This is a genomic window from Billgrantia sp. C5P2 (genome assembly GCF_051062895.2).
In genome coordinates this window covers 3695329-3715092 of record NZ_CM128542.1, presented here as the reverse complement: position 1 = coordinate 3715092, position 19764 = coordinate 3695329, and the positions used below count along the sequence as shown (strand labels likewise).

The window sequence follows — 19764 nt, the reverse complement described above, 5'->3', positions numbered from 1 at the left end:
TTCTTCCCGGGGAAGGGCGTCGCGTTTCGCCCAACCCTCGATTACGTTGTAGGAAAGCGATATCCCGGAGCGCCCATGCCGCTCGATGTCTTTCACCCCGCCGTCAGCCAGTGGTTTGAACGCGATCTCGGTGTGCCCACCGAGGTGCAGGCGCGCGCCTGGCCGGCCATCGGCGCGGGCGGCCATGTGCTGATCGCCGCACCCACCGGTTCGGGCAAGACGCTGGCGGCGTTTCTCGCCGCTATCGATGCCCTGGTGCGCCACGGGCTCGAGAATGAGCTGCCCGACGAGACCGTGGTGCTCTACGTTTCGCCGCTGCGGGCGCTGTCCAACGACATCCAGCGCAACCTGCAGCTGCCCATCGCCGGTATTGGCGAGGCGCTCTCGACAGATGGCCGGGAGGCGCCGGAGATTCGCGCCTGGGTGCGTACCGGGGATACCACCTCGTCGGAGCGCGAGCGCATGCGCAAGCGCCCGCCGCACATTGTGGTGACCACGCCGGAATCGCTCTACGTGCTGCTTACTTCCGAGTCGGGGCGGCGCATGCTGTCGACCGTACGCTCGGTGATCGTCGACGAGATCCATGCGGTAGCCGGCACCAAGCGCGGCTCGCACCTGGCGCTGTCGCTGGAGCGTCTGGCGGGGCTGACCTCGCAGCCGCCGCAGCGCATCGGGCTCTCGGCCACGCAGAAGCCGGTCGAGGCGGTGGCGGCATTTCTCACTGGCGGCGCCGACTGCACTATCATCGACACTGGCCACGTGCGCGAGCGCGACCTGGCCATCGAAGTATCCGGCTCGCCGCTTACCGCGATCATGGCCAACGAGGTGTGGGAAGAGGTCTACGACCGCCTGGCGACGCTGGTGCGCGAGCATCGCACCACGCTGATCTTCGCCAATACCCGGCGCGTCTGCGAGCGGGTGGCCAGGCACCTGGCCGACCGCTTGGGCGAGGAGTGGGTGACCTCTCATCACGGCAGTCTGGCCCGCGAGCATCGGCTGAATGCCGAGCAGCGCCTGAAGCAGGGCGAGCTGCGCGCGCTGGTGGCCACCGCTTCGCTGGAACTGGGCATCGATATCGGCGAGGTGGATCTGGTCTGCCAGCTCGGCTCGCCGCGCTCGATGTCGGCCTTCCTGCAGCGGGTAGGGCGCTCCGGCCATGGCGTGGGGCGCGTGCCCAAGGGGCGGCTGTTCCCACTGACCCGCGACGACCTGGTGGAGAGCACGGCACTGATGGGCGCGGTACAGGCCGGCGAACTCGACCGGCTGCACATCCCCGAAGGGCCGCTCGACGTGCTGGCCCAGCAGATCGTCGCCGAGGTCGCCGGGGCGGGGGAGACCGGCGAGGCGGAACTGTTCGAACGCATCCGTCAAGCCTGGCCCTACTGGGCGCTGACGCAGGAAGGCTTCGACGCGGTGGTGCAGATGCTCGCCGACGGCTATACCACCCGGCGCGGGCGGCGCGGCGCCTACCTGCATCGCGACCAGGTCAACGGTCGCCTGCGTCCGCGGCGCAACGCGCGGCTCGTTGCCCTGACCAACGGCGGGGCGATTCCCGACCACTTCGACTACGACGTGATCCTGCAGCCCGAGGAGATCCGCGTCGGCACCGTCAACGAGGATTTCGCCTTCGAGAGCATGCCGGGCGACATCTTCCAGCTCGGCAACCAGGCCTATCGCATCTTGAAGCTCGCCACCGGCAAACTCTATGTCGAGGACGCCCGCGGTGCGCCGCCGAGCATTCCGTTCTGGTTCGGCGAGGCCCCGGCGCGCACCGCGGAGCTCTCCGAGGCGGTGTCGCGCCTGCGCGAAGGCGTCGACCGGCAATTGGCCGAGGGCGACGAGAGCGATGCCCAGCAGTGGCTGGAAGCCGAGTATGGGCTCTCGCCCGCCGCGTCCGAGCAGTTGGTGCGTTACCTCGCCGTGGCGCGTGCGGCACTCGGCGTGATCCCCTCTCAGCGTCACCTGGTGCTGGAGCGTTTCTTCGACGAGGCCGGCGACATGCACCTGGTGCTGCATGCGCCGTTCGGCTCCAAGCTCAACCGCGCCTGGGGCCTGGCACTGCGCAAGCGCTTCTGTCGCAAGTTCAACTTCGAGCTGCAGGCGGCGGCACTGGAGGACTCCATCGTGCTGTCGCTGGGGCCGACCCACAGCTTCCCGCTCGACGAGGTATGGAGCTACCTCAACAGCAGGACGGTGCGCGAGGTGCTGATCCAGGCGCTGCTCGATGCGCCGATGTTCGGCCTGCGCTGGCGCTGGAACGCTTCGGTGGGGCTTGCCGTGCCGCGCACCCGCAACGGCAAGCGGCGCCCACCGCAGCTACAGCGCCAGGACTCCGAGGACCTGCTCTCGGTGGTTTTTCCCGACCAGCTCGCCTGTGCCGAGAACCTGGCTGGCGCGCGCGAGTTACCCGACCATCCGTTGGTCAACCAGACCCTGCATGACTGCCTGACCGCCGCCATGGACATCGACGCGCTGGAGCGCTTGCTGGTGCGACTGGAGGCCGGTGAGATAAGCGTCAGCGGGCGCGACTTGGCCGTGCCTTCGCCACTGTCGGAGGAGGTGGTCAACGCGCGGCCCTATGCTTTCCTCGACGATGGCGCCCAGGAGGAGCGGCGCACGCTCAGCGTGCGCACCGGCGACGCGATGGATGTGGCCGATGCTGCCGCCTCGGCGCGCTACGCCCCCGAGGTGGTCGCACGCGTGCGCGAGGAGGCCTGGCCCGCGCCGCGCGATGCCGACGAGCTGCACGATGCCCTGGTCATGAGCGGCTTCATTGCCGCAAGCGAGACCGACGCTGATTGGCGGCCCTGGTTCGAGTCGCTCGCCGAGTCGTGGCGTGCCACCCTGGTCACTCCGCTTGGCGGCGAGCCGCTATGGCTGGCGGCGGAGCGCCTGGGCGAGCTGCTGGCGATCCATCCCGAGGCCGTGTTCGATCCGCCCATCGCGGCGGTGGGCGAGGCGCCGCAAACGCCCGACGAGGCGCTGATCGAGCTGCTGCGCTCGCGCCTGGAAACGCTGGGGCCGGTAACGGCGGCAAGCCTGGGCGCATCGCTGGGCATCCCCCTCGAGCGCACCATGGCGGCGCTGGCACGCCTCGAGGTCGAGGGCTTCGTGTTGCAGGGCGCTTTCCTGGGGAGCAGCGAGGTGGCCTGGTGCGAACGGCGCCTGCTGGCGCGCATGCATCGCTATGCCATCGACCGCCGCCGCGCCGAGATCGAGCCGGTGAGTATCCAGCACTACCTGCGTTTCCTGCTCGACTGGCACGGTCTGACCGAACGGCCGGAAGGTCCCGAGGCGCTGGCAGGGGCGGTAGAGCGTCTAGAGGGATTCCCCGTCGCTGCGGGTGCCTGGGAGAGCGACGTGCTGCCGGCGCGGGTGGCCGATTTCACCCCGCACATGCTCGACCAGCTGCTCGCCAGCGGACGCTTCATCTGGCTGCGCCTGCTGCCGCCCCGAGTCGCCGAGGGCGATGAGCGCCAGCGCCCCGGGCCGCTGCGCAACACTCCAGTTGCCCTGATCGATCGCCAGGCGTTGCCCGACTGGCGCGAGGCCGCGCCGGCCCCTGAACTCGATACTCTGCCGCTCTCCGGCGGCGCGCGCCGGGTGCTGGAGGCCTTGCAGGGCGGCGGTGCAATGTTCTTCGCCGACCTGCTCGGCCCCACGCGCATGTTGCGTACTCAGGTCGAAGAGGCGCTGGGCGAGCTGGCTTCCTGGGGCCTGGTGACTTCCGACAGCTTCACCGGTTTGCGTGCACTGATCGCCCCGGCCAGCAAGCGTCCGCCGATTGCAGCGAGTGGACGCCGGCGGCGGCGTCATGCGCCGGGTGTGGATGCCGCCGGGCGCTGGTCGTGGCTGCCGGCTCCCGAGCGTGAGCCGCCCGCCGGGAAGCGGCGCATCACGACCGACATGGATAGCCTGGAGCATATCGCCTGGGTGCTGCTGGAGCGCTACGGCGTGGTGTTCCGCCGTGTGATCGAGCGGGAGCCGGCGCTGCCGCCGTGGCGCGAACTCTTGTATGTCTATCGTCGCCTGGAGGCGCGCGGCGAGATCCGCGGCGGGCGCTTCGTGCAGCAGTTTGCCGGTGAGCAGTTCGCCCTGGCCGAGGCGGTGGGAGGGCTCAAGGCCATGCGGCGGCGCGAACCGGATGCCACGCGAGTCGTGGTGGCCGCCGCCGACCCGCTCAACCTGATGGGCATTCTCACGCCCGGCACGCGGTTGCCGGCCGTCTCGGGCAATCGCCTGCTCTATCGCGACGGCGTGCCGGAGGCGGTGCTGCAGAACGGCGAGGTGCACTTACTCGAGACGCTACCCGCCAAGGAGAAGTGGCAGGTGCAGCAACAGTTGCGGCGGGGGCCGGGGCACGAAAAACCCCCGGCACCCGAGGTGCCAGGGGCTGCGCTCACGATGCGCTGACGATCAGTCGCGCCGCATGCGATTCCGGTCAGGCTTGCGCTCATGCTCCTCGATACGCGCTTCCTTGCGGATGGGACGCCGCTGCTTGGCCATGGTGTGAGTCAGGGCCAGCAATGCCACTGCGGCCACGCCCACGGTCAGTGTCTCGATGAAACCCATGTGCATGTCCTCCTGTGGGTGGATGGGGCGACCCTCGGGACGTTCACTGTCCCTACGAGAGTGTGCCGACAAACTGAGGGTGGCAGTTTTCTCGCTGGCCGACAAATGTTTTGACTCATGACTGGCGATTAAGTTTTAACGCTTCGCTATAAGCCGGCCGCCAGCCTCCTAGGCGCGTACCACGACCTTGCCAATGGCCCGCTGTCGAGTCGCTCCAGGGCTGCTGGAAGGCTGGCTAGCGTAGCTCCGTTACGGGAGAGAGGGACGGGTGCTGTGTAGCCTGGCTGTTCCATGCCACCTATAGCCAATAGCAGTACTGGCACCGTATGCGATATTGCTTTTTTATCGTATTTAGTGAAATATATTTCCAAGTATATACTTCTGGCTAATACCCAGGCTGCTCTTGCGTAGTTTTACGGATGCCCTGTTCGTAGCAATGACTAAGTAATAACAGTATTTAAATTTGCGTAACCCTCCGGATTTATTTCTTTTGTCCTCGGTTTATTCTCCCCGGGTCAGTTCTCTGACCAGCTCACGATTCCATCATTAAAATAAACAAGGGCTGGCTTGATAGTGCGTTCAATATTATCGGGCTCGCCGGGAGAAGACATTTCCATGAGCGTCAACAGGCGTAATTTCCTCAAGTACGGTGGTGCTGCTGCGGTGGGTACCGTGATGGCGCCGAGCATCGTCAAGGCCCAGGAAACTTTCAACTGGCGCATGACCACCAGTTGGCCTTCGGGCTTTCCGTTCTTCCAGTCGGGTCCGGGCTCCGCCACGGATTTCGCCAAGCGGGTCGAAGACATGTCCGGTGGGCGCATCAAGATCCGTGTCTACGGCGCCGGCGAACTCATTCCGGCCTTCGATGGCTTCGATGCCGTGTCGCGGGGCCAGCAGGTGCAGTTGAATCATGCTTGCTCCTACTACTGGGCCGGCGAATCGTTTGCCGCGCAGTACTTCACGACCGTGCCTTTCGGCATGACTTTCCAGGGCTTCAATGCCTGGCTGGCACACGGTGGCGGCTACGAACTGTGGAAGGAGACCTACGAGCCCTACAACCTGATCCCGCTCGCCGTGGGCTGTACCGGCGCGCAACCGGTGGGCTGGTTCCGTGAACCCGTCACCAGCGTCGAGGACTTCCGCGGGCTCAACATCCGCATGCCGGGGCTGGCCGGGGACGTCTACAACGCCATCGGCGCCAATGCCCGCCTGCTGCCCGGCGGCGAAATCTTCTCCGCGCTGGAGCGTGGTGCCATCGACGCGGCGGAGTGGGTGGGACCCTACCTCGACCGCGCGCTGGGCCTGCACAACGCGGCCAAGCACTACTACTCCTCGGGCTGGCACGAGCCTTCCACCACCACCGAAGTCATCGTCAACAAGGACGCCTACGACTCCTTGCCCAGCGATCTCCAGGCGGTGCTTCACAACGCGGCCGCGGCCTGCAACATCACTTCCCACACCTGGATCGAAGCGCAGAACGGCGACGCCCTGGATGATCTGGTCAACAACCACGGCGTGGCGTTCGAGACCCTGCCCGACGACGTCATCCGGGCCCTGTTCGAGGCTACCCGCGACATTCTCGCGACCGAGGCCGACAAGGACCCGCTGGTCAAGAGAATCAACGACAGCTTCTGGGCGTTCAAGAAGAAGCATGACGGCTGGCAGGCCAACAGCGAGAGCGTCTTCGCCAACACCATCAGTCGTTATGGCCAGGGCATGATCTGATTGCGGCCCGACCCTCGGCTCCGGCTCCCGTAGCCGAGGGGCTTTACTGACCTGCCTTGCAAAGGCCACTTCTACCTCGCTTCAGACGTCCACCGGGGGCCAGCCCGGAGGAGGGAGTTTGCATGCTGCGTTTCTGTACCTCGCTCGAGCGCCTGCTAGGGCGTATCACCGGCCTTGCCGGTTTCATCGGTTGCGTGGCCATGGTCATCATGGTCGCGCTGATCTTCGGCAATATGCTGAGTCGCTATGCCCTCGGCCTGGGTGCGGTATGGGCCCAGGAACTGGAGTGGTACCTGCTGTCGGTGATGGCGATGATGGGCATCGCCTATGCCATGAAATTCGACGACCATGTTCGCGTGGACATCCTGTCGAGCCGCTTCAGTCCTGTCGGCATGATGTGGTTGAACCTCGTCACCGCACTCCTGGTAGCGTTGCCTTGCGCACTGCTCATCATCCACTACAGCCTGCCCTTCGCCGAGACCTCCCTCATTCGAGGCGAGCGCTCACCGAACTCTTCCGGTCTTCCCTGGCGCTGGATTCCCAAGTCGTTGGTCGTGGTCGGCTTCGTCTTCGTGGCGACCGAGTCGATTCGCCAGGCGCTGGAGAACGGCAGGCGTCTCGCTCAACACTACGCTCGGAGTGCCTGAGTCATGCCTTTGGAATATTACGCGTTGGCCATGATCGTGGCCTTCTTCGTGCTGGTTATGACCGGTATCCCGGTCGGCTTCGTGGTGGCTTTCGTCGGTTTCGTGTTCGGCTTCATCGGCTTCGATGGCTGGCTGTTCGAGCTGCTGCCTTCGCGGATCTACGGTGTCGTTTCCAACTACACCCTGCTGGCCATACCGCTGTTCGTATTCATGGGCGTGATGCTGGAGCGCTCGAAGATCGCCGAGCGCATGCTCGACGTGATCGGCCACCTTTGTGGCGGCCTGCCGGGCGGCATGGCCCTGGCGGTGATCATCGTGGGCGTGCTGCTGGGAGCGGCGACGGGCATCGTCGGGGCAGCCATCGTCACACTGACCCTGATGGCGTTGCCCACCCTGGTGCGCCGCGGCTACAAGAAGACGGTGGCGTGCGGCACCATCTGTGCTGCCGGCACCCTGGGGCAGATCATCCCGCCCAGCCTGGTGCTGCTGGTGCTGGCCGATATCATGAACCTCTCGGTGGGCAGCCTGTTCGCCGCGGCCCTGGTGCCGGGGCTGCTGCTGGCCGGGATGTATCTGGCCTATCTGCTGGTTCTGGCCTTCTTCTTCTCCGCCGACGTGCCCGCCATCGACGAGCAGGAGCGTGCCGCCGTCAGCAAGAAAGAGCTGGGCAAGGACTTCGTCAAGGTCGTGGTGCCACCGCTGTTGCTGATCTTCGCCGTGCTCGGCTCGATTATCGGCGGGGTGGCCGCTCCCACGGAGGCGGCATCGGTGGGGGCCGTGGGCGCATTGCTGCTGACAATCGTTTCCGGCCGCCTGTCGCTTCCGGTACTCTCCGAGACCGTGAAGACCTCCCTGCGCATCAGCTGCATGATCTTTTTCGTACTGATCGCCTCGCAGGTGTTTGCCTTGGCCTTCAGAGGCCTGGACGGCGAGTTCCTGATCGAAGCGATGTTCGAGTGGGTGCCGGGCGGCATGTACGGCACGTTGATCTTCATGCTGCTGCTGATCTTCTTCCTGGGCTTCTTCCTCGAGTGGATTCAGATCTCCTACATTGCCGTGCCGCTGTTCCTGCCCTTCCTGGCAAGCCAGGGCGACATGTCCATGGTCTGGGTCGCCATCCTGATCGCCATGAACCTTCAGACTTCGTTCCTCACGCCGCCCTTCGGCTGGTCGCTGCTGTTCATGAAGGGCGTGGCGCCGCCGGGCATCACCACGGCCGATATCTACAAGGGGGCCATTCCCTTCGTGCTGATCCAACTCCTTGCCCTGGCCCTGATCATCGTCTTCCCCGATGTGGTGCTGTGGTTGCCGGCGATGGTAGGATGGTGAGTCGCAAATAGCACTACCTGAGTTTGAAATCAGGCCCTGCCAACTCTCGTGCTTGTGAGGTTGGCGGGGCTCGTGGCTCGACAATAACTGTGGCTCAACAATAATAAGTAAACAGGTATACGCCAGTGTTCACGTTCAGAACCAAACTGACACTGCTTACCTTGCTTCCTCTGTTGGTTCTCATCGCCGGTGTGACGTTCTTTGCTATCCATCAGAGTGCGCGGTTGAGTGGGGTGCAGTCGGAAATCCTCAAGGACGGATTGCTGCAAGCCAAGAAGGCGGAACTGAAGAACTACATGGAGCTAGCCTATACGGCGATCCGTGATATATACGAAGACCCTTCCTTACCCAAAGACGTGGCTCAACGCCGCGTCGCGGATGCTTTCCATCGTATGGAATATGGCTCCGATGGCTACTTCTTCGTCTATGACTACGAAGGACTGAATATCGTCCATCCTCGTTTGGAGCACGTCGTCGGGCAGGATTTGTGGAACTTCCGCGATGAGGACGGGAAATTGCTAATTCAGCAGCTCGTCCGGCAAGCGCAAGCGGGGGGCGGCTATACCGAATACCGCTGGGACAAGCCCTCCGGCGGGGAGTCGGTGCTCAAGCTGGGCTACTCCATCGGGCTGGATGACTGGGGCTGGATGGTTGGCACCGGCCTCTATCTGGACGACATCGAGCAGGTCGTCGGTCAGATGGAGCAGCATATGGTGGGGAACGCGCGCAAGACCATCCTGCTGATGGCGTTCTTCACCGTCTCCTGCCTGCTCGTCATCGCCGTGATCGGCCTCGCGGTCAATTTGAGCGAAGCGCGGGTGGCGAATCGCAAGCTGGTCAAAATGGCCCAGAAGACCTTCGGCTTCCTGGAAAAGGAGCGCCGCCGGATCTCGCGCGAACTGCATGATGGTATCAACCAACTCCTGGTCTCGGCGCGCTTCAAGCTGGAGCGTGTCGATGACGCTCTGGGCCGGGGAGACCACGTCGACGCTTCCGCCGCCTTGGCGGCTACCGACCGCATCCTGGAAACGGGCATTCAGGATCTCAGGCGGCTGGCCTGCGACCTGCGCCCGAGCGTGCTCGACGACCTGGGGCTGGTAGCGGCCCTCGAAAGCCTCTGCTCGGGTTTGGCGGAGCGTAAGCCCGTCCAGATACATTTCGAGTCGAACGTCGACAGCCGGCAGTGTCAGCCGGTGCTGGCTACGGCCCTGTATCGCATCACCCAGGAGAGCCTGCACAACATCGAGAAGCACGCCGGCATGGCTCGTCGGGTCAAGGTAAAGGTGCAGCGCCGCCGGGGTTGGGTCTACCTGGAAATTGCGGATGACGGCCAAGGCTTCGTCTGGCGTCCCGAGCGTCGCCAGGAGCAGGACGGTACCGGCATGGGGTTGCGCAACATTCAGGACCGCGTCGACCTGCTGGGTGGGCGCCTGACGATCGAGGCGGCGCCCGGCAAGGGTGTGCGCATCAGGCTCAAGGTGCCGTTTCAGCGGGCCTCCAGCATGACAAGTCGGGAGAGAATCGATGGGAAGGTCTATACGCGTACTTTTGGCGGACGACCATCCGCTGGTGCTGGAAGGGCTGAAGTACCGGCTGGAGGCGCAGCAGGGCATTGACCTGGTCGGGGTGGCCAGTTCAGGGCAAGAGTTGCTGGCACTCGCGCACGAGTTGCAGCCGGACGTCGTGGTCACGGACATCACCATGCCTGGCATTTCCGGCCTGGAAGCCTGCAAGGTATTGCAGGAGAGCTGTCCGGCCATCCGTGTGCTGGTACTGACCATGCACGACAACGAGGAGTACATTCGCCGTGCGGTGGCCTGCGGTGCCGCTGGCTACGTACTCAAGGATGCCTCAGCGGAGGAGATGGTCTTCGCGCTGCGCGAGGTGGCGAGCGGTCGCAACCATTTCGGCTCTGGCGTCTCGCGGGTCCTGCTCGAGGAGAAGGAGGGGCGATTGACCCAGCGCGAAACCGACATCTTGAAGCTGATGTTCGAAGGCATGAGCAGCCGCGACATTGGCGAAGCGCTGGCGATCAGTGCCCGAACGGTGGAGTCGCATCGCAGCAATATCTATCGCAAGCTCAATACCAACTCCCTGGCGGGCCTGTTTCGCTACGCGATGCGACATGGGCTGGTCGAGCTGGAATAGCCAGATCCTATCGAAGTCATTGGCACGTCGATCTTTGACCTCAACCTTTCTTGAGGGCGTATCGTTCATCGCATCTTCACCCCGCAAGGAGAAATAGCGATGAGCGATGCGATCAAGGTGGCCGTGATCTACGGCAGTGTGAGAGAAGGGCGGCTCTGCGATACCGTGGGTCGTTGGGTTCTGGAGCAGATCCAGCGCCGGGAGGCGTTCGCGCCGATTGTGGTCGATCCCGCCGCCGAGGCCGACTCGGCATTCGCCGGACGCCTCGACGAAGCGGATGCCTTCGTCGTGGTCACGCCTGAGTACAACCACTCCTACCCCGCGGCGCTCAAGGCATTGATCGATAGCTACAAGGCGGAGTGGCAGGCCAAGCCCGTGGCCTTCGTCTCCTACGGTGGCGCTTCGGGCGGGCTGCGAGCGGTGGAGCACCTGCGTCATGTATTCGCCGAACTGCATGCGGTGGGCATTCGCGACGGCGTGATGTTCCCCAGCGTCTGGGAGCAGTTCGATGAGCATGGCCAGCCGAAGCAGGCCCAGCGCTACGAGCGTGGCATGCAGACCCTGCTGGCGCGGCTCGCCTGGTGGGCCGAGACCCTGCGCCAAGGCCGTGACGCACGGGACTATGCCCAGGCGGTGATGCTGGATTGAGCGGCGAGCGGTACGTTCAGTCCCCCGCGGCCTGGGCGCGCAGCCAGGCGATCTCCTCGGCCCAGATCTCGGGCTCGATGGTTTCCAGCACCAGGGGAATCTCGTCGATGCGCGAGTCGCGCATCAGGGTGGTAAAGGCATCGAGCCCGATGTTGCCCCGGCCCAGGCTGTGGTGGCGGTCGACGCGGCTGGCGTATGCGCTCTTGGCATCGTTGAGGTGCATGCCGCGCAGGTACCCGAAACCCACTATCTTGTCGAACTCGTCGAGCGTGGCGGTACAGGCCTCGGGGGTACGCAGGTCGTAGCCGGCAGCGAAGGCGTGGCAGGTGTCGATGCAGACGCCGACGCGCGACTTGTCGTCGACCTGTTCGATGATCTCGGCCAGGTGCTCGAAGCGCCAACCCAGGTTGGTGCCCTGACCGGCGGTGTTCTCGATCACAGCGGTAACGCCACGGGTCTTGGACAGGGCGTGGTTGATCGAGTCGGCGATGCGGGTAAGGCACTCGCTCTCGCTGATCTTCTTGAGATGGCTGCCGGGGTGGAAGTTGAGCAGGGTCAGGCCGAGCTGCTCGCAGCGCTGCATCTCGTCGAGGAAGGCGGCGCGCGACTTCTCGAGCCCTGCGTTGTCCGGGTGGCCGAGGTTGATCAAATAGCTGTCATGGGGAAGGATCTGCCCGGGACCGAAGCCGTGCTCCCGGCAGGCGGCGCGGAAGGCCTCGATGGTGGCATCGTCGAGGGGCTTGGCCTGCCACTGGCGCTGATTCTTGGTGAACAGGGCAAAGGCGTCTGCGCCGATCTCGACGGCGCGCAGTACGGCCTGGTCGGGCCCGCCGGCGGCACTGACATGGGCTCCGAGGTATTTCATCTGGCCTCTCCGTGGGTTGAGCAACGCCAATACGATAGCATGTACCCGCCATGGCCCTGCTAATCTCAAAGGCAGGACTACGAGGAAATGCCACATGTTGCTACTCGTACTGGTGGCGATGAGCGCCTCCATCGAGGAGGACCCGATCGCAGCGGCGCTGGCTCGCATCGATGCGCTGCAAGGCTATCGCCTGACGCTGCGAAGCCAGGGCAGCGGGGGAGAGGAGGTCATTCGCTACAGCTATCAGCAGCCGGGCTACGTGCGCATGGACATGGAAACGCCCTACCGCGGGGCGGTGCTGATCTACCGCCCCGATACGGGCAAGGTGCAGCTGTGGCCGTTCGGCGGCCCCGGCAGTCGGCCGGGCCTCTCCCTGCGCCCCACCAACCGCATGGTACGCAGCTCACGCGGGCATCGCGTGGACCAGTCGGACGTGGGCACGCTGCTGCGCAATGTGCAGCAGTTGCAGCAACACGGCAGCGCACGCCTGCTCGGGCCAGCCACGCTCGATGGGCATTCTGTCCAGCATGTGGTGGTGGAGTCCGAGCCCGGTCGAACGGTGCACGAGGTGGCGCGCTACGATCTTTGGCTCGACGAGGAGACGCTGTTCCCGCTCAGGGTGATCAGCTACGACCGGCGCGGCGAGCGCCTGGAAAGCGTGCACCTGGAAGACGTCGAGCTAGATCCGGCCTTCCCGCCCGATCATTTCTCGCCCTGACGTTCATGGTGGGTCGCGCCCATGGCAAGCTTCGATTTCGATACCACCTGGCACTTCAAGGCTCCGGTCGAGGCGGTCTTCGACGCCCTGAGCGATTCGTTGCACTGGCCCGGTTGGTGGCCTGGGCTGGTCGATGTGCAGCCGCTCGAGGCCGGCGACGACCAGGGCATTGGGCGTACCCAGCGTTTCATCTGGAAGAGCCGGCTTGGCTATCGCCTGTGTTTCGACATCTGCATTACCCGTGTTGACGAACCCTGCTTGATCGAGGGGGTGGCAAATGGTGACGTGGCCGGTGTGGGCAGGTGGCAGCTATACGGAGAAAAATCGGGCACACGGGTTCGCTATATCTGGCAGGTGCGAACGGTGCGGCCCTGGCTGAGTCTGCTCTCACGCATGGCTCGTCCGCTGGTGCTGTGGAATCACCGGGCCATGATGCGGGCTGGCGCCACGGGACTGGCGAATCACTTGAGGTGCGTTCCAGCGCCCTGTGGGCGTGCCCCGGCCCGAGAACCGTTCAAGCAACGTTGGTAGTCCTTTGAACCAAACGGTATTCTGTCAGCATGTCTCGAAATCGTCGCAGAGATACCATGACGGGCTCGCATAACAATATCGACAATCAACGCCAGTCCTCGGGAGCGCGTAGCTGCGACTCTCCCGATTCCCCCTGCCAGCGGGGCCGACGTGAGCTCGAGGAGGCACGCAAGGAGATCGCACGCCTCGACCGTACCCTGCAGCGCATTCAGCACATCGCCCGGTTGGGCTACTGGAAAGCCAGCCTCCAGGCCAACGAGCTGTTCTGGTCCGAGGCGATCTATGACATCTTCGGCGTCGATCCCAAGACCTTTACCCCCAGCATTCGGGCCTTCAAGGCCATGGTCCATCCGGAGGACCTGGAGAGCGTCGAGGCCAGCATGTGGCGCGCACAGGAAAGTGGCAGCCATGACGTGGAGCATCGCATCGTGCGGCCCGACGGTGAGATCCGCTGGGTGCACGAACTGGCCGATTACATGCCTGAGGGCGACGAGCAGATCCTGATCGGCACCGTGCGCGACATCACCGAGCAGAAGCGGCTGGAACTGCGCCTGCGCCAATTGTCGCGCACCGACGAGCTCACGGCGTTGTTCAATCGGCGCTATTTCATGCAGCGGCTAGTGCAGGAGCTGGCCCGTTACCGTCGTTACGGCAGGTCGACGTCGGTGGTGCTGTTCGACTTCGATCACTTCAAGCGGATCAATGATACCCATGGCCATCCTGCCGGTGACCAGGCGCTGGTGAGCGTGGGCAAGTTGCTGCGCAGCAACTTGCGTACGAACGATATCCCGGCGCGGCTCGGCGGGGAGGAGTTTGCTCTTCTACTGCCCGAAACCAGTCTCGAGGAAGCCGTCGGCGTGGCGGAGAAGGTGCGCCAACTGGTAGAGAAGCAGGAGTTCGAGTCGGAGCAGGGCCACCGCTTCGGCGCGTCGATTACCTGTGGTGTGTCGGCTTTCCAGGGAACCGAGGAGACGGTGGAGGCCATTCTGCATCGTGCCGACCAGAACCTCTATGAAGGCAAGCGAGCCGGTCGCAATCGGGTCGTGGCGGATGAACCGGATCGCTGAAGGCGTGTCGTCCCGGGCAACGCCTCTTCTGGAGAGAGCCGACTGGCTGGCCGATGCGCTGGGCCTGGTACTGGGTGAGCCGTCGAATCAGCCATTGACCATGCGTCTCTACCACACCCTGCGCGAGTGGATTCAGACGGAGCGACTTGGCAGTGGCCAGCGCCTGCCATCCACTCGCCAGTTGGCTCGAGAGCTGGGCCTGGGGCGCAACACGCTGCTGGCCGCCTTCGACCAGCTGTTGGCCGAGGGCTTCCTCACCACCCGCCATGGCGCGGGTACCTTCGTTGCCGACTTGGCGTTCCAGCAGGCGCAGTCGGTTACGGCGAACGTTGCAGCCGCACAGCCGTCTTTGCCTGCCGAATCGCTGCTCTCCTCACGCGGTACGGCACTGCTCGCCTTCTGTCATTCCCCGCAAGAACGCCATCCCGCTTTCGTTCCAGGCGTGCCCGCACTGGATCGCTTTCCTCACGCCCAGTGGCAGCGGCTGTTGCACCGCCAGTTGCAACGGATGCCGTTGGACTGGCTCGACTATCAGGCTCAGGGGGGAGTGCCGGCACTGCGCGAGGCGCTGGCCGATTATCTGCAGCTCTCCCGCTCGGTGCGCTGCCGCCCCGAGCAGATCCTCATTGTTCAGGGTGCCCAGCAGGGCTTCGAACTGATCGTGCGGCTACTGAGCGACAGCGGCGACGAGGTATGGATCGAGGAGCCGGGCTACCACGGTGCCCAGGCCTGCTTCATGGCGGCCGGGCTTGATATGACGCCGGTGCCGGTGGATGGCGAGGGCATGTGCATCGAAGACATGTCCGACTCCCGTCAACCGCGGCTGATCTACGTCACGCCTTCGCATCAGTATCCCAGTGGCACAACCATGAGCCTGGCCAGGCGACTGGCGCTGCTCGAAGCCGCCGAACGGTACGGTGCCTGGATCGTGGAAGACGACTATGACAGCGAGTTTCGCTATGGCCAGCGGCCCGTTGCCGCCCTTCAGGGGCTGGTGGATGACTCGCGGGTGATCTATGTAGGCACCTTCAGCAAGGTGATGTACCCCGGCATGCGGCTGGGTTATTTGGTGTTGCCCGAGCCGTTGGTGGCGCCGTTCCGCCGTGCCAATGCCCGGCTCCATCGCGAAGGCCAGTACGCCGTGCAGGCCGCCGTGGCGGAGTTCATTGTCCGTGGTCATTTCTCGCGCCATATCCGCCGGATGCGTGACTGCTATCGCCGGCGTCAGGCTCTGCTGCGTGAATCGCTGGCGCCGGCGGTGGCGCGTGGCCTGCGGCTATCCGAAGGGCAGGCCGGCATGCACCTGGTCGCCTGGCTCGACGAGCCCGAGCACGAACGCATCCTGCTCGAGCGGGCTGCGGGGCAGGGGATCTTGCTGTCCCCATTGTCGAGCTACTATCTCAACGCCCCCGGCCACCCCGGCCTGGTACTGGGCTATGCCGGTACCGTCGAAGCCGAGATCGAAAGGGCAGGGCACTGGCTGGCTCAGGCGTGGTGTGAATTGGCAGACGCCTAGTCGTTCAGCGGCACGTCTGCGTCAGCGCCGACAGTGAGCTTAGCTGTCTGCCCTCTCCATCGAAGTTTTCCGGCGCAAGCCAGCGCTCCAGGCGTGCCTCGGCGGCGGGCCATTCGCTGTCCAGCAGGGAGAACCAGGCGGTGTCGCGACTATGCCCATTCTCCACCCGGTGCTGACGGAAGATTCCCTCGAAGCGAAAGCCCAGGCGCTCGGCGGCACGCCGCGAGGCGGCGTTGAGCGCATTGCACTTCCACTCGTAGCGTCGGTAACCCAGTTCGAAGGCATGGCGCATCAGCAGCAGCATGGCCTCGGTGGCCGCCGGCGTGCGCCGCAGCGCTGGAGTAAAGTGAATATGCCCGACCTCGATGCTGCCGTGTTCGGGAACGATGTTGAGGTAGCTGGCCAGCCCCAGTGCCCGCTCGTCAGCCGCCGCGACGATGGCGTAGAACAGCGGATCGTCGCTTTCCGACCTAGCCTTCAGCCAGGCGCGATACTGTTCGGTATCGGCGAACGGCATACCGCCGGAGTAGGTCCAGCGCGCTGCGGGGGCATCGTGCGTACCTTCGCCGGGCGCCAGCAAAGCGGCATACAGCGAAGCGGCGTGACGCTCAGGTGTTAGCGGCTCAAGGCGAACCCTGCGGCCCTGCAGCGGTATTCGATCCGGTCGGCGGGCCGGCTGCCAGTCGGGCAGGGCGGCGCCGACCGGTTGGCCAAAGGCGTTATGGCTCACATCGGTCAGGGTCATGAAGTGCTCTCCTCATAGGTCAGTTGTTGCATGTAGCGCCACAACTGGCGCGCCTGCGGGTCGCGGCTCTCGGCCAGGGCTGCCTCGACGCCGGCCTGGTCAGCCTCAGAGCGCTGGCGGCCTAGCTTGGCCTTGCCCGCCAGCGTCTCGATGGGCAGGCGAAAGCCGACCACGCCGGCCTGCATCTTCTCCAGGTAGCCTGGCTCACGGGGCAGTGAGTCGAGCAGGGCGGGCTCAAAGTGCGCCAGGCTGCGGTCGAGCAGTTCCCGCGTGGCCGCTGTCCCCAGCAATTCGAGGGTGCCCGTGGCGTGCACGGCCAGGTAGTTCCAGGTGGGCACGGCGGGCTGGCTGGCGTACCAGGTCGGTGAGATATAGGCGTGGGGGCCGCTGAAGATCGCCAGCGCCCGGCTGCCATCGAGTGTTCGCCAGTGCGGGTTGGCACGGGCGAAGTGGCCGTAGAGCATGCCCTGCTCGCCTTCGCTGCGCTCCAGCAACAGGGGCAGGTGGGTGGCCTGCAGGTCGGCGCCGACCAGGACGGCGAAGCCGTGCCGTTCTATCAAGTCCCAGGCCCGAGCGCGCTCGAGTTGCATCGAGGGGGGTACGTACATGGTGCCTCCGGGTCAGTCCTGGCTCGCTTGCGTGTCGAACAGCAGGCCGTAGTAATAGAAGGTGGTGTCGCGCTGCCAGCCGAGCGATTCGTAGAGCGCCTGGGCGTTGCGGTTGTTCATTTCGGTGGCGAGCTTGAGATGGCCAACGCCATGGCTTGCGGCCAGTTCCCTGGCGGCCTGCATCAAGGCGCAGCCGACGCCGCCGCGGCGCGCTTCGGGCGAGACGAACAGATCGTTGAGCAGCCACAGCGGCGCCAGGCGCACGGTGGAGAGCAGGGGATAGAGCTGAACGAAGCCCTGTAATTCTCCTCCCGGTCCTTCATGCACCAGAATGTGCGAGTCACCGCCTTCCAGGCGTGCCTGCAGGAAGCGCCGGGCGCCTTCGAGGTCGGGTGCCTGGCGGTAGAACTGCCTGTAGCCGTCGAGCAGTTCGCTGAGCGGGCCGAGGTCGTCCAGGGAGGCATGGCGTACGGGCATCGGTAAGTCCTCGCGTTCACATGGGTCTTACCGAGTGTGAAGCCTTACTGGCTCCTTGCTAAGGGCCAGTTGGATTGATTTCAACAGAGCCACTTGGCGTTGACGTTCAGGTCCGAAAACCGCCAGACATCGGCTTTGCCCAAGCTAGAATGGAGCCATGAACCTCTCGACCGATATTTGCTACCAGGCGCTGCTGGCGCGCGATGCTCGTTACGACGGACGCTTCTTCACCTGTGTGACCAGCACCGGCATCTACTGTCGCCCGATCTGCCCGGCGCCTGCGCCGAAGCTCGATAATTGTCGCTTCGTTTCTTCCGCGGCGGCAGCGCAGGAGGCGGGTTTCCGACCGTGCCTGCGCTGTCGCCCGGAAAGCGCGCCGGACTCCCCTGCCTGGGCCGGTACCTCGACCACGGTGAAGCGGGCGCTGCGCTTGATCGACGAGGGCGCGCTGGACGAAGGCGGGTTGGAAACGCTGTGCGATCGTCTGGGCGTGGGCGCACGCCAGCTGCGGCGGCTGTTCCAGCGCCATGTCGGAGCCGCCCCGCTGGCCGTGGCCCAAACCCGGCGCGTGCTTCTGGCCAAGCAATTGCTGCACGAGACTGAACTGCCTCTCGCCGATGTGGCGCTGGCCAGCGGTTTTCGCAGCGTGCGCCGCTTCAACGAAGTGTTCCTGCATCTCTATGGCCGTGCGCCAGGCACCCTCCGCGGTCGCCGAGCCGACCTTTCCCGGGCAGCGGCGTTGACGCTGCGGCTGCCGTACCGGCCGCCCTACGACTGGCCGGCGATACTGGCCTTCCTGGCTCGGCGGACCATCCCGGGGCTTGAACGCATCGATGGAGAGGGCTATCACCGGGTTTTCCGCATCGGCGAAACGGCCGGCAGCGTAAGTGTGAAGGATGTTTCCGCCGACAATGCACTGCACGCCTCGATCCGGCTGCCCGAGCTTTCGGCACTGCCGAGCGTGATTGCACGGCTGCGTCGGCTGTTCGATTTGCAGGCCGATCCCGAGGCGATACGCCATGGGCTCGGTCGCGACCCGGCGCTGGCGCCACTGGTAGAGCGTCGCCCCGGGCTGCGCGTGCCGGGCGGATGGGACCCTTTCGAGGTCGCCGTACGGGCGATCCTCGGCCAGCAGGTCAGCGTCGATGCGGCCACACGGCTGGCTGGGCGGCTGGTCGAGCGTCTGGGTGAACGCGTGGAGGGTCAGGCTGGAATCGGCCTGGAGCGACTATTCCCCGCTCCCGAGCGCTTCACTTTCGATGAGATCAAGGCACTCGGCATGCCCAGCGCACGGGCCGCGGCCCTGGTAGCGTTGGCGACTGCCTACCGCGAGCGCCCAAGGCTGTTCGATCGGCGCCAGGATCTCGATGACACTGTGGCCCACCTCTGTGCCCTGCCAGGCATCGGCGAGTGGACGGCACACTACATCGCCATGCGTGGGCTGCAGGAGAGCGATGCCTTTCTGCCATCGGACGTGGCGCTGCAACGGGTACTGGCAGAGCAGGGCCGGCGCCCAACGCCGCGCGAGCTGCTTGCACGGGCCGAGGCCTGGCGGCCCTGGCGTGCCTATGCCGTGATGCACCTGTGGCATGCCGATGCGGCCACCACGACGGCAGCAAAACCGCAACAGGAGAAGTGCAATGCGACTCTGGCTTGATCGATTGCCGTCCCCCGTGGGCGAGCTGCGACTGGTTGGCGATGACCAAGGCGCACTGCGAGCGCTGGAATTCGACAGCCACGACGAACGGCTGCACCGCCTGCTGGGGCGTCACTATCGCCACTACGAGCTCGTCGAGGGCTCGGCGCCCGACGCCATACGCCAGGCGCTGGAGGCATATTTCGACGGTGACTCTTCCCATCTCGATACAGTGCCTGTGGCGACCGGTGGTACTGAGTTCCAACGCCTGGTGTGGCAAGCGCTGCGCCTGATTCCGGCCGGTACCACGATCAGCTACGGTGAGCTGGCCGCAAATATCGGACGCCCCGGTGCCAGCCGCGCCGTTGGCCTGGCCAACGGCGCCAACCCGGTGGCCATCGTGGTACCGTGCCATCGGGTGATCGGTGCCAACGGCACCCTGACCGGCTATGGCGGTGGGCTGCCGCGCAAGCGCTGGCTGGTGGAGCACGAGCGGCGCCAGCTGCAGAGCGACTTGTTCACGCTCGCGTAG

At 65.0% G+C, this 19764-nt stretch carries 18 protein-coding genes; 13 read left to right on the top strand and 5 right to left on the bottom strand.

The window, feature by feature from the left end; all coding sequences use genetic code 11:
* Positions 1 to 75: 75 nt before the first annotated feature.
* The gene (locus ACRWQA_RS17115) at positions 76 to 4413 is read left to right on the top strand and encodes a DEAD/DEAH box helicase (protein WP_434232086.1); all 4338 of its coding nucleotides are present in this window, start codon (positions 76 to 78) and stop codon (positions 4411 to 4413) included.
* A gap of 3 nt (positions 4414 to 4416) precedes the next feature.
* Here the strand turns inward: ACRWQA_RS17115 and ACRWQA_RS17110 are convergent, their stop codons facing one another.
* Complete coding sequence (locus ACRWQA_RS17110) at positions 4417 to 4572, bottom strand: hypothetical protein (protein WP_434232085.1); 156 nt, start codon at positions 4570 to 4572, stop codon at positions 4417 to 4419.
* A 615-nt stretch (positions 4573 to 5187) separates the two neighbouring features.
* On the opposite strand from ACRWQA_RS17110, the gene ACRWQA_RS17105 reads away from it, so the two are divergent.
* The 6 genes from ACRWQA_RS17105 (at position 5188) to ACRWQA_RS17080 (ending at position 11069) form a co-directional block, all read left to right on the top strand.
* Positions 5188 to 6297, top strand: a complete 1110-nt coding sequence (locus ACRWQA_RS17105) for a TRAP transporter substrate-binding protein (protein ID WP_263582724.1) — start codon at positions 5188 to 5190, stop codon at positions 6295 to 6297.
* Between the two features lie 122 nt (positions 6298 to 6419).
* On the top strand, positions 6420 to 6944 hold the full coding sequence (locus ACRWQA_RS17100; protein WP_434230757.1) for a TRAP transporter small permease subunit: 525 nt from the start codon (positions 6420 to 6422) through the stop codon (positions 6942 to 6944).
* Between the two features lie 3 nt (positions 6945 to 6947).
* A complete protein-coding gene (locus ACRWQA_RS17095) occupies positions 6948 to 8273 on the top strand; it encodes a TRAP transporter large permease (protein ID WP_263582726.1) in 1326 nt (441 codons plus the stop codon).
* Between the two features lie 125 nt (positions 8274 to 8398).
* Positions 8399 to 9889, top strand: a complete 1491-nt coding sequence (locus ACRWQA_RS17090) for a cache domain-containing protein (RefSeq protein ID WP_263582727.1) — start codon at positions 8399 to 8401, stop codon at positions 9887 to 9889.
* A complete protein-coding gene (locus tag ACRWQA_RS17085) occupies positions 9798 to 10421 on the top strand; it encodes a response regulator transcription factor (protein WP_263582728.1) in 624 nt (207 codons plus the stop codon). The genes ACRWQA_RS17090 and ACRWQA_RS17085 overlap by 92 nt, the downstream gene beginning before the upstream one ends.
* A gap of 99 nt (positions 10422 to 10520) precedes the next feature.
* Positions 10521 to 11069: an NADPH-dependent FMN reductase gene (locus ACRWQA_RS17080; RefSeq protein WP_263582729.1), complete on the top strand. Its 549-nt coding sequence runs from the start codon at positions 10521 to 10523 to the stop codon at positions 11067 to 11069.
* Between the two features lie 16 nt (positions 11070 to 11085).
* Here the strand turns inward: ACRWQA_RS17080 and nfo are convergent, their stop codons facing one another.
* Positions 11086 to 11934, bottom strand: a complete 849-nt coding sequence (gene nfo / locus ACRWQA_RS17075) for a deoxyribonuclease IV (RefSeq protein ID WP_263582730.1) — start codon at positions 11932 to 11934, stop codon at positions 11086 to 11088.
* A gap of 94 nt (positions 11935 to 12028) precedes the next feature.
* Between nfo and ACRWQA_RS17070 the strand changes: the two genes are divergently transcribed.
* Genes ACRWQA_RS17070 through pdxR form a run of 4 tightly spaced genes read left to right on the top strand, consistent with a single transcriptional unit; the run spans position 12029 to position 15766 of the window.
* Positions 12029 to 12652, top strand: a complete 624-nt coding sequence (locus ACRWQA_RS17070; RefSeq protein WP_263582731.1) for a LolA family protein — start codon at positions 12029 to 12031, stop codon at positions 12650 to 12652.
* A gap of 21 nt (positions 12653 to 12673) precedes the next feature.
* A complete protein-coding gene (locus tag ACRWQA_RS17065) occupies positions 12674 to 13183 on the top strand; it encodes an SRPBCC family protein (RefSeq protein ID WP_434230751.1) in 510 nt (169 codons plus the stop codon).
* 56 nt (positions 13184 to 13239) lie between these two features.
* Positions 13240 to 14250 carry a GGDEF domain-containing protein gene (locus tag ACRWQA_RS17060; protein ID WP_434230748.1) on the top strand — a complete coding sequence of 337 codons (1011 nt, stop codon included), beginning with the start codon at positions 13240 to 13242 and terminating at the stop codon, positions 14248 to 14250.
* Positions 14234 to 15766 carry a MocR-like pyridoxine biosynthesis transcription factor PdxR gene (pdxR, locus tag ACRWQA_RS17055; RefSeq protein WP_434230746.1) on the top strand — a complete coding sequence of 511 codons (1533 nt, stop codon included), beginning with the start codon at positions 14234 to 14236 and terminating at the stop codon, positions 15764 to 15766. The genes ACRWQA_RS17060 and pdxR overlap by 17 nt, the downstream gene beginning before the upstream one ends.
* A gap of 4 nt (positions 15767 to 15770) precedes the next feature.
* On the opposite strand, the gene ACRWQA_RS17050 is transcribed toward pdxR, so the two are convergent.
* From ACRWQA_RS17050 to ACRWQA_RS17040, 3 genes are read right to left on the bottom strand one after another with little or no spacing between them, the layout of a single operon-like run.
* Entirely contained in the window at positions 15771 to 16511 is a 741-nt protein-coding gene (locus ACRWQA_RS17050) for a GNAT family N-acetyltransferase (RefSeq protein WP_434230744.1), read from the bottom strand.
* On the bottom strand, positions 16508 to 17119 hold the full coding sequence (locus ACRWQA_RS17045) for an FMN-binding negative transcriptional regulator (RefSeq protein ID WP_434230741.1): 612 nt from the start codon (positions 17117 to 17119) through the stop codon (positions 16508 to 16510). The genes ACRWQA_RS17050 and ACRWQA_RS17045 overlap by 4 nt, the downstream gene beginning before the upstream one ends.
* 12 nt (positions 17120 to 17131) lie before the next feature.
* The gene (locus ACRWQA_RS17040; RefSeq protein WP_434230739.1) at positions 17132 to 17596 is read right to left on the bottom strand and encodes a GNAT family N-acetyltransferase; all 465 of its coding nucleotides are present in this window, start codon (positions 17594 to 17596) and stop codon (positions 17132 to 17134) included.
* Positions 17597 to 17753: 157 nt separating this feature from the next.
* Here ACRWQA_RS17040 and ACRWQA_RS17035 point away from each other — a divergent pair, with 157 nt between their 5' ends.
* The gene (locus ACRWQA_RS17035; protein WP_434230737.1) at positions 17754 to 19253 is read left to right on the top strand and encodes an AlkA N-terminal domain-containing protein; all 1500 of its coding nucleotides are present in this window, start codon (positions 17754 to 17756) and stop codon (positions 19251 to 19253) included.
* Positions 19237 to 19764: a methylated-DNA--[protein]-cysteine S-methyltransferase gene (gene ogt / locus ACRWQA_RS17030; protein WP_263582739.1), complete on the top strand. Its 528-nt coding sequence runs from the start codon at positions 19237 to 19239 to the stop codon at positions 19762 to 19764. Before ACRWQA_RS17035 ends, ogt begins: the two co-directional genes overlap by 17 nt.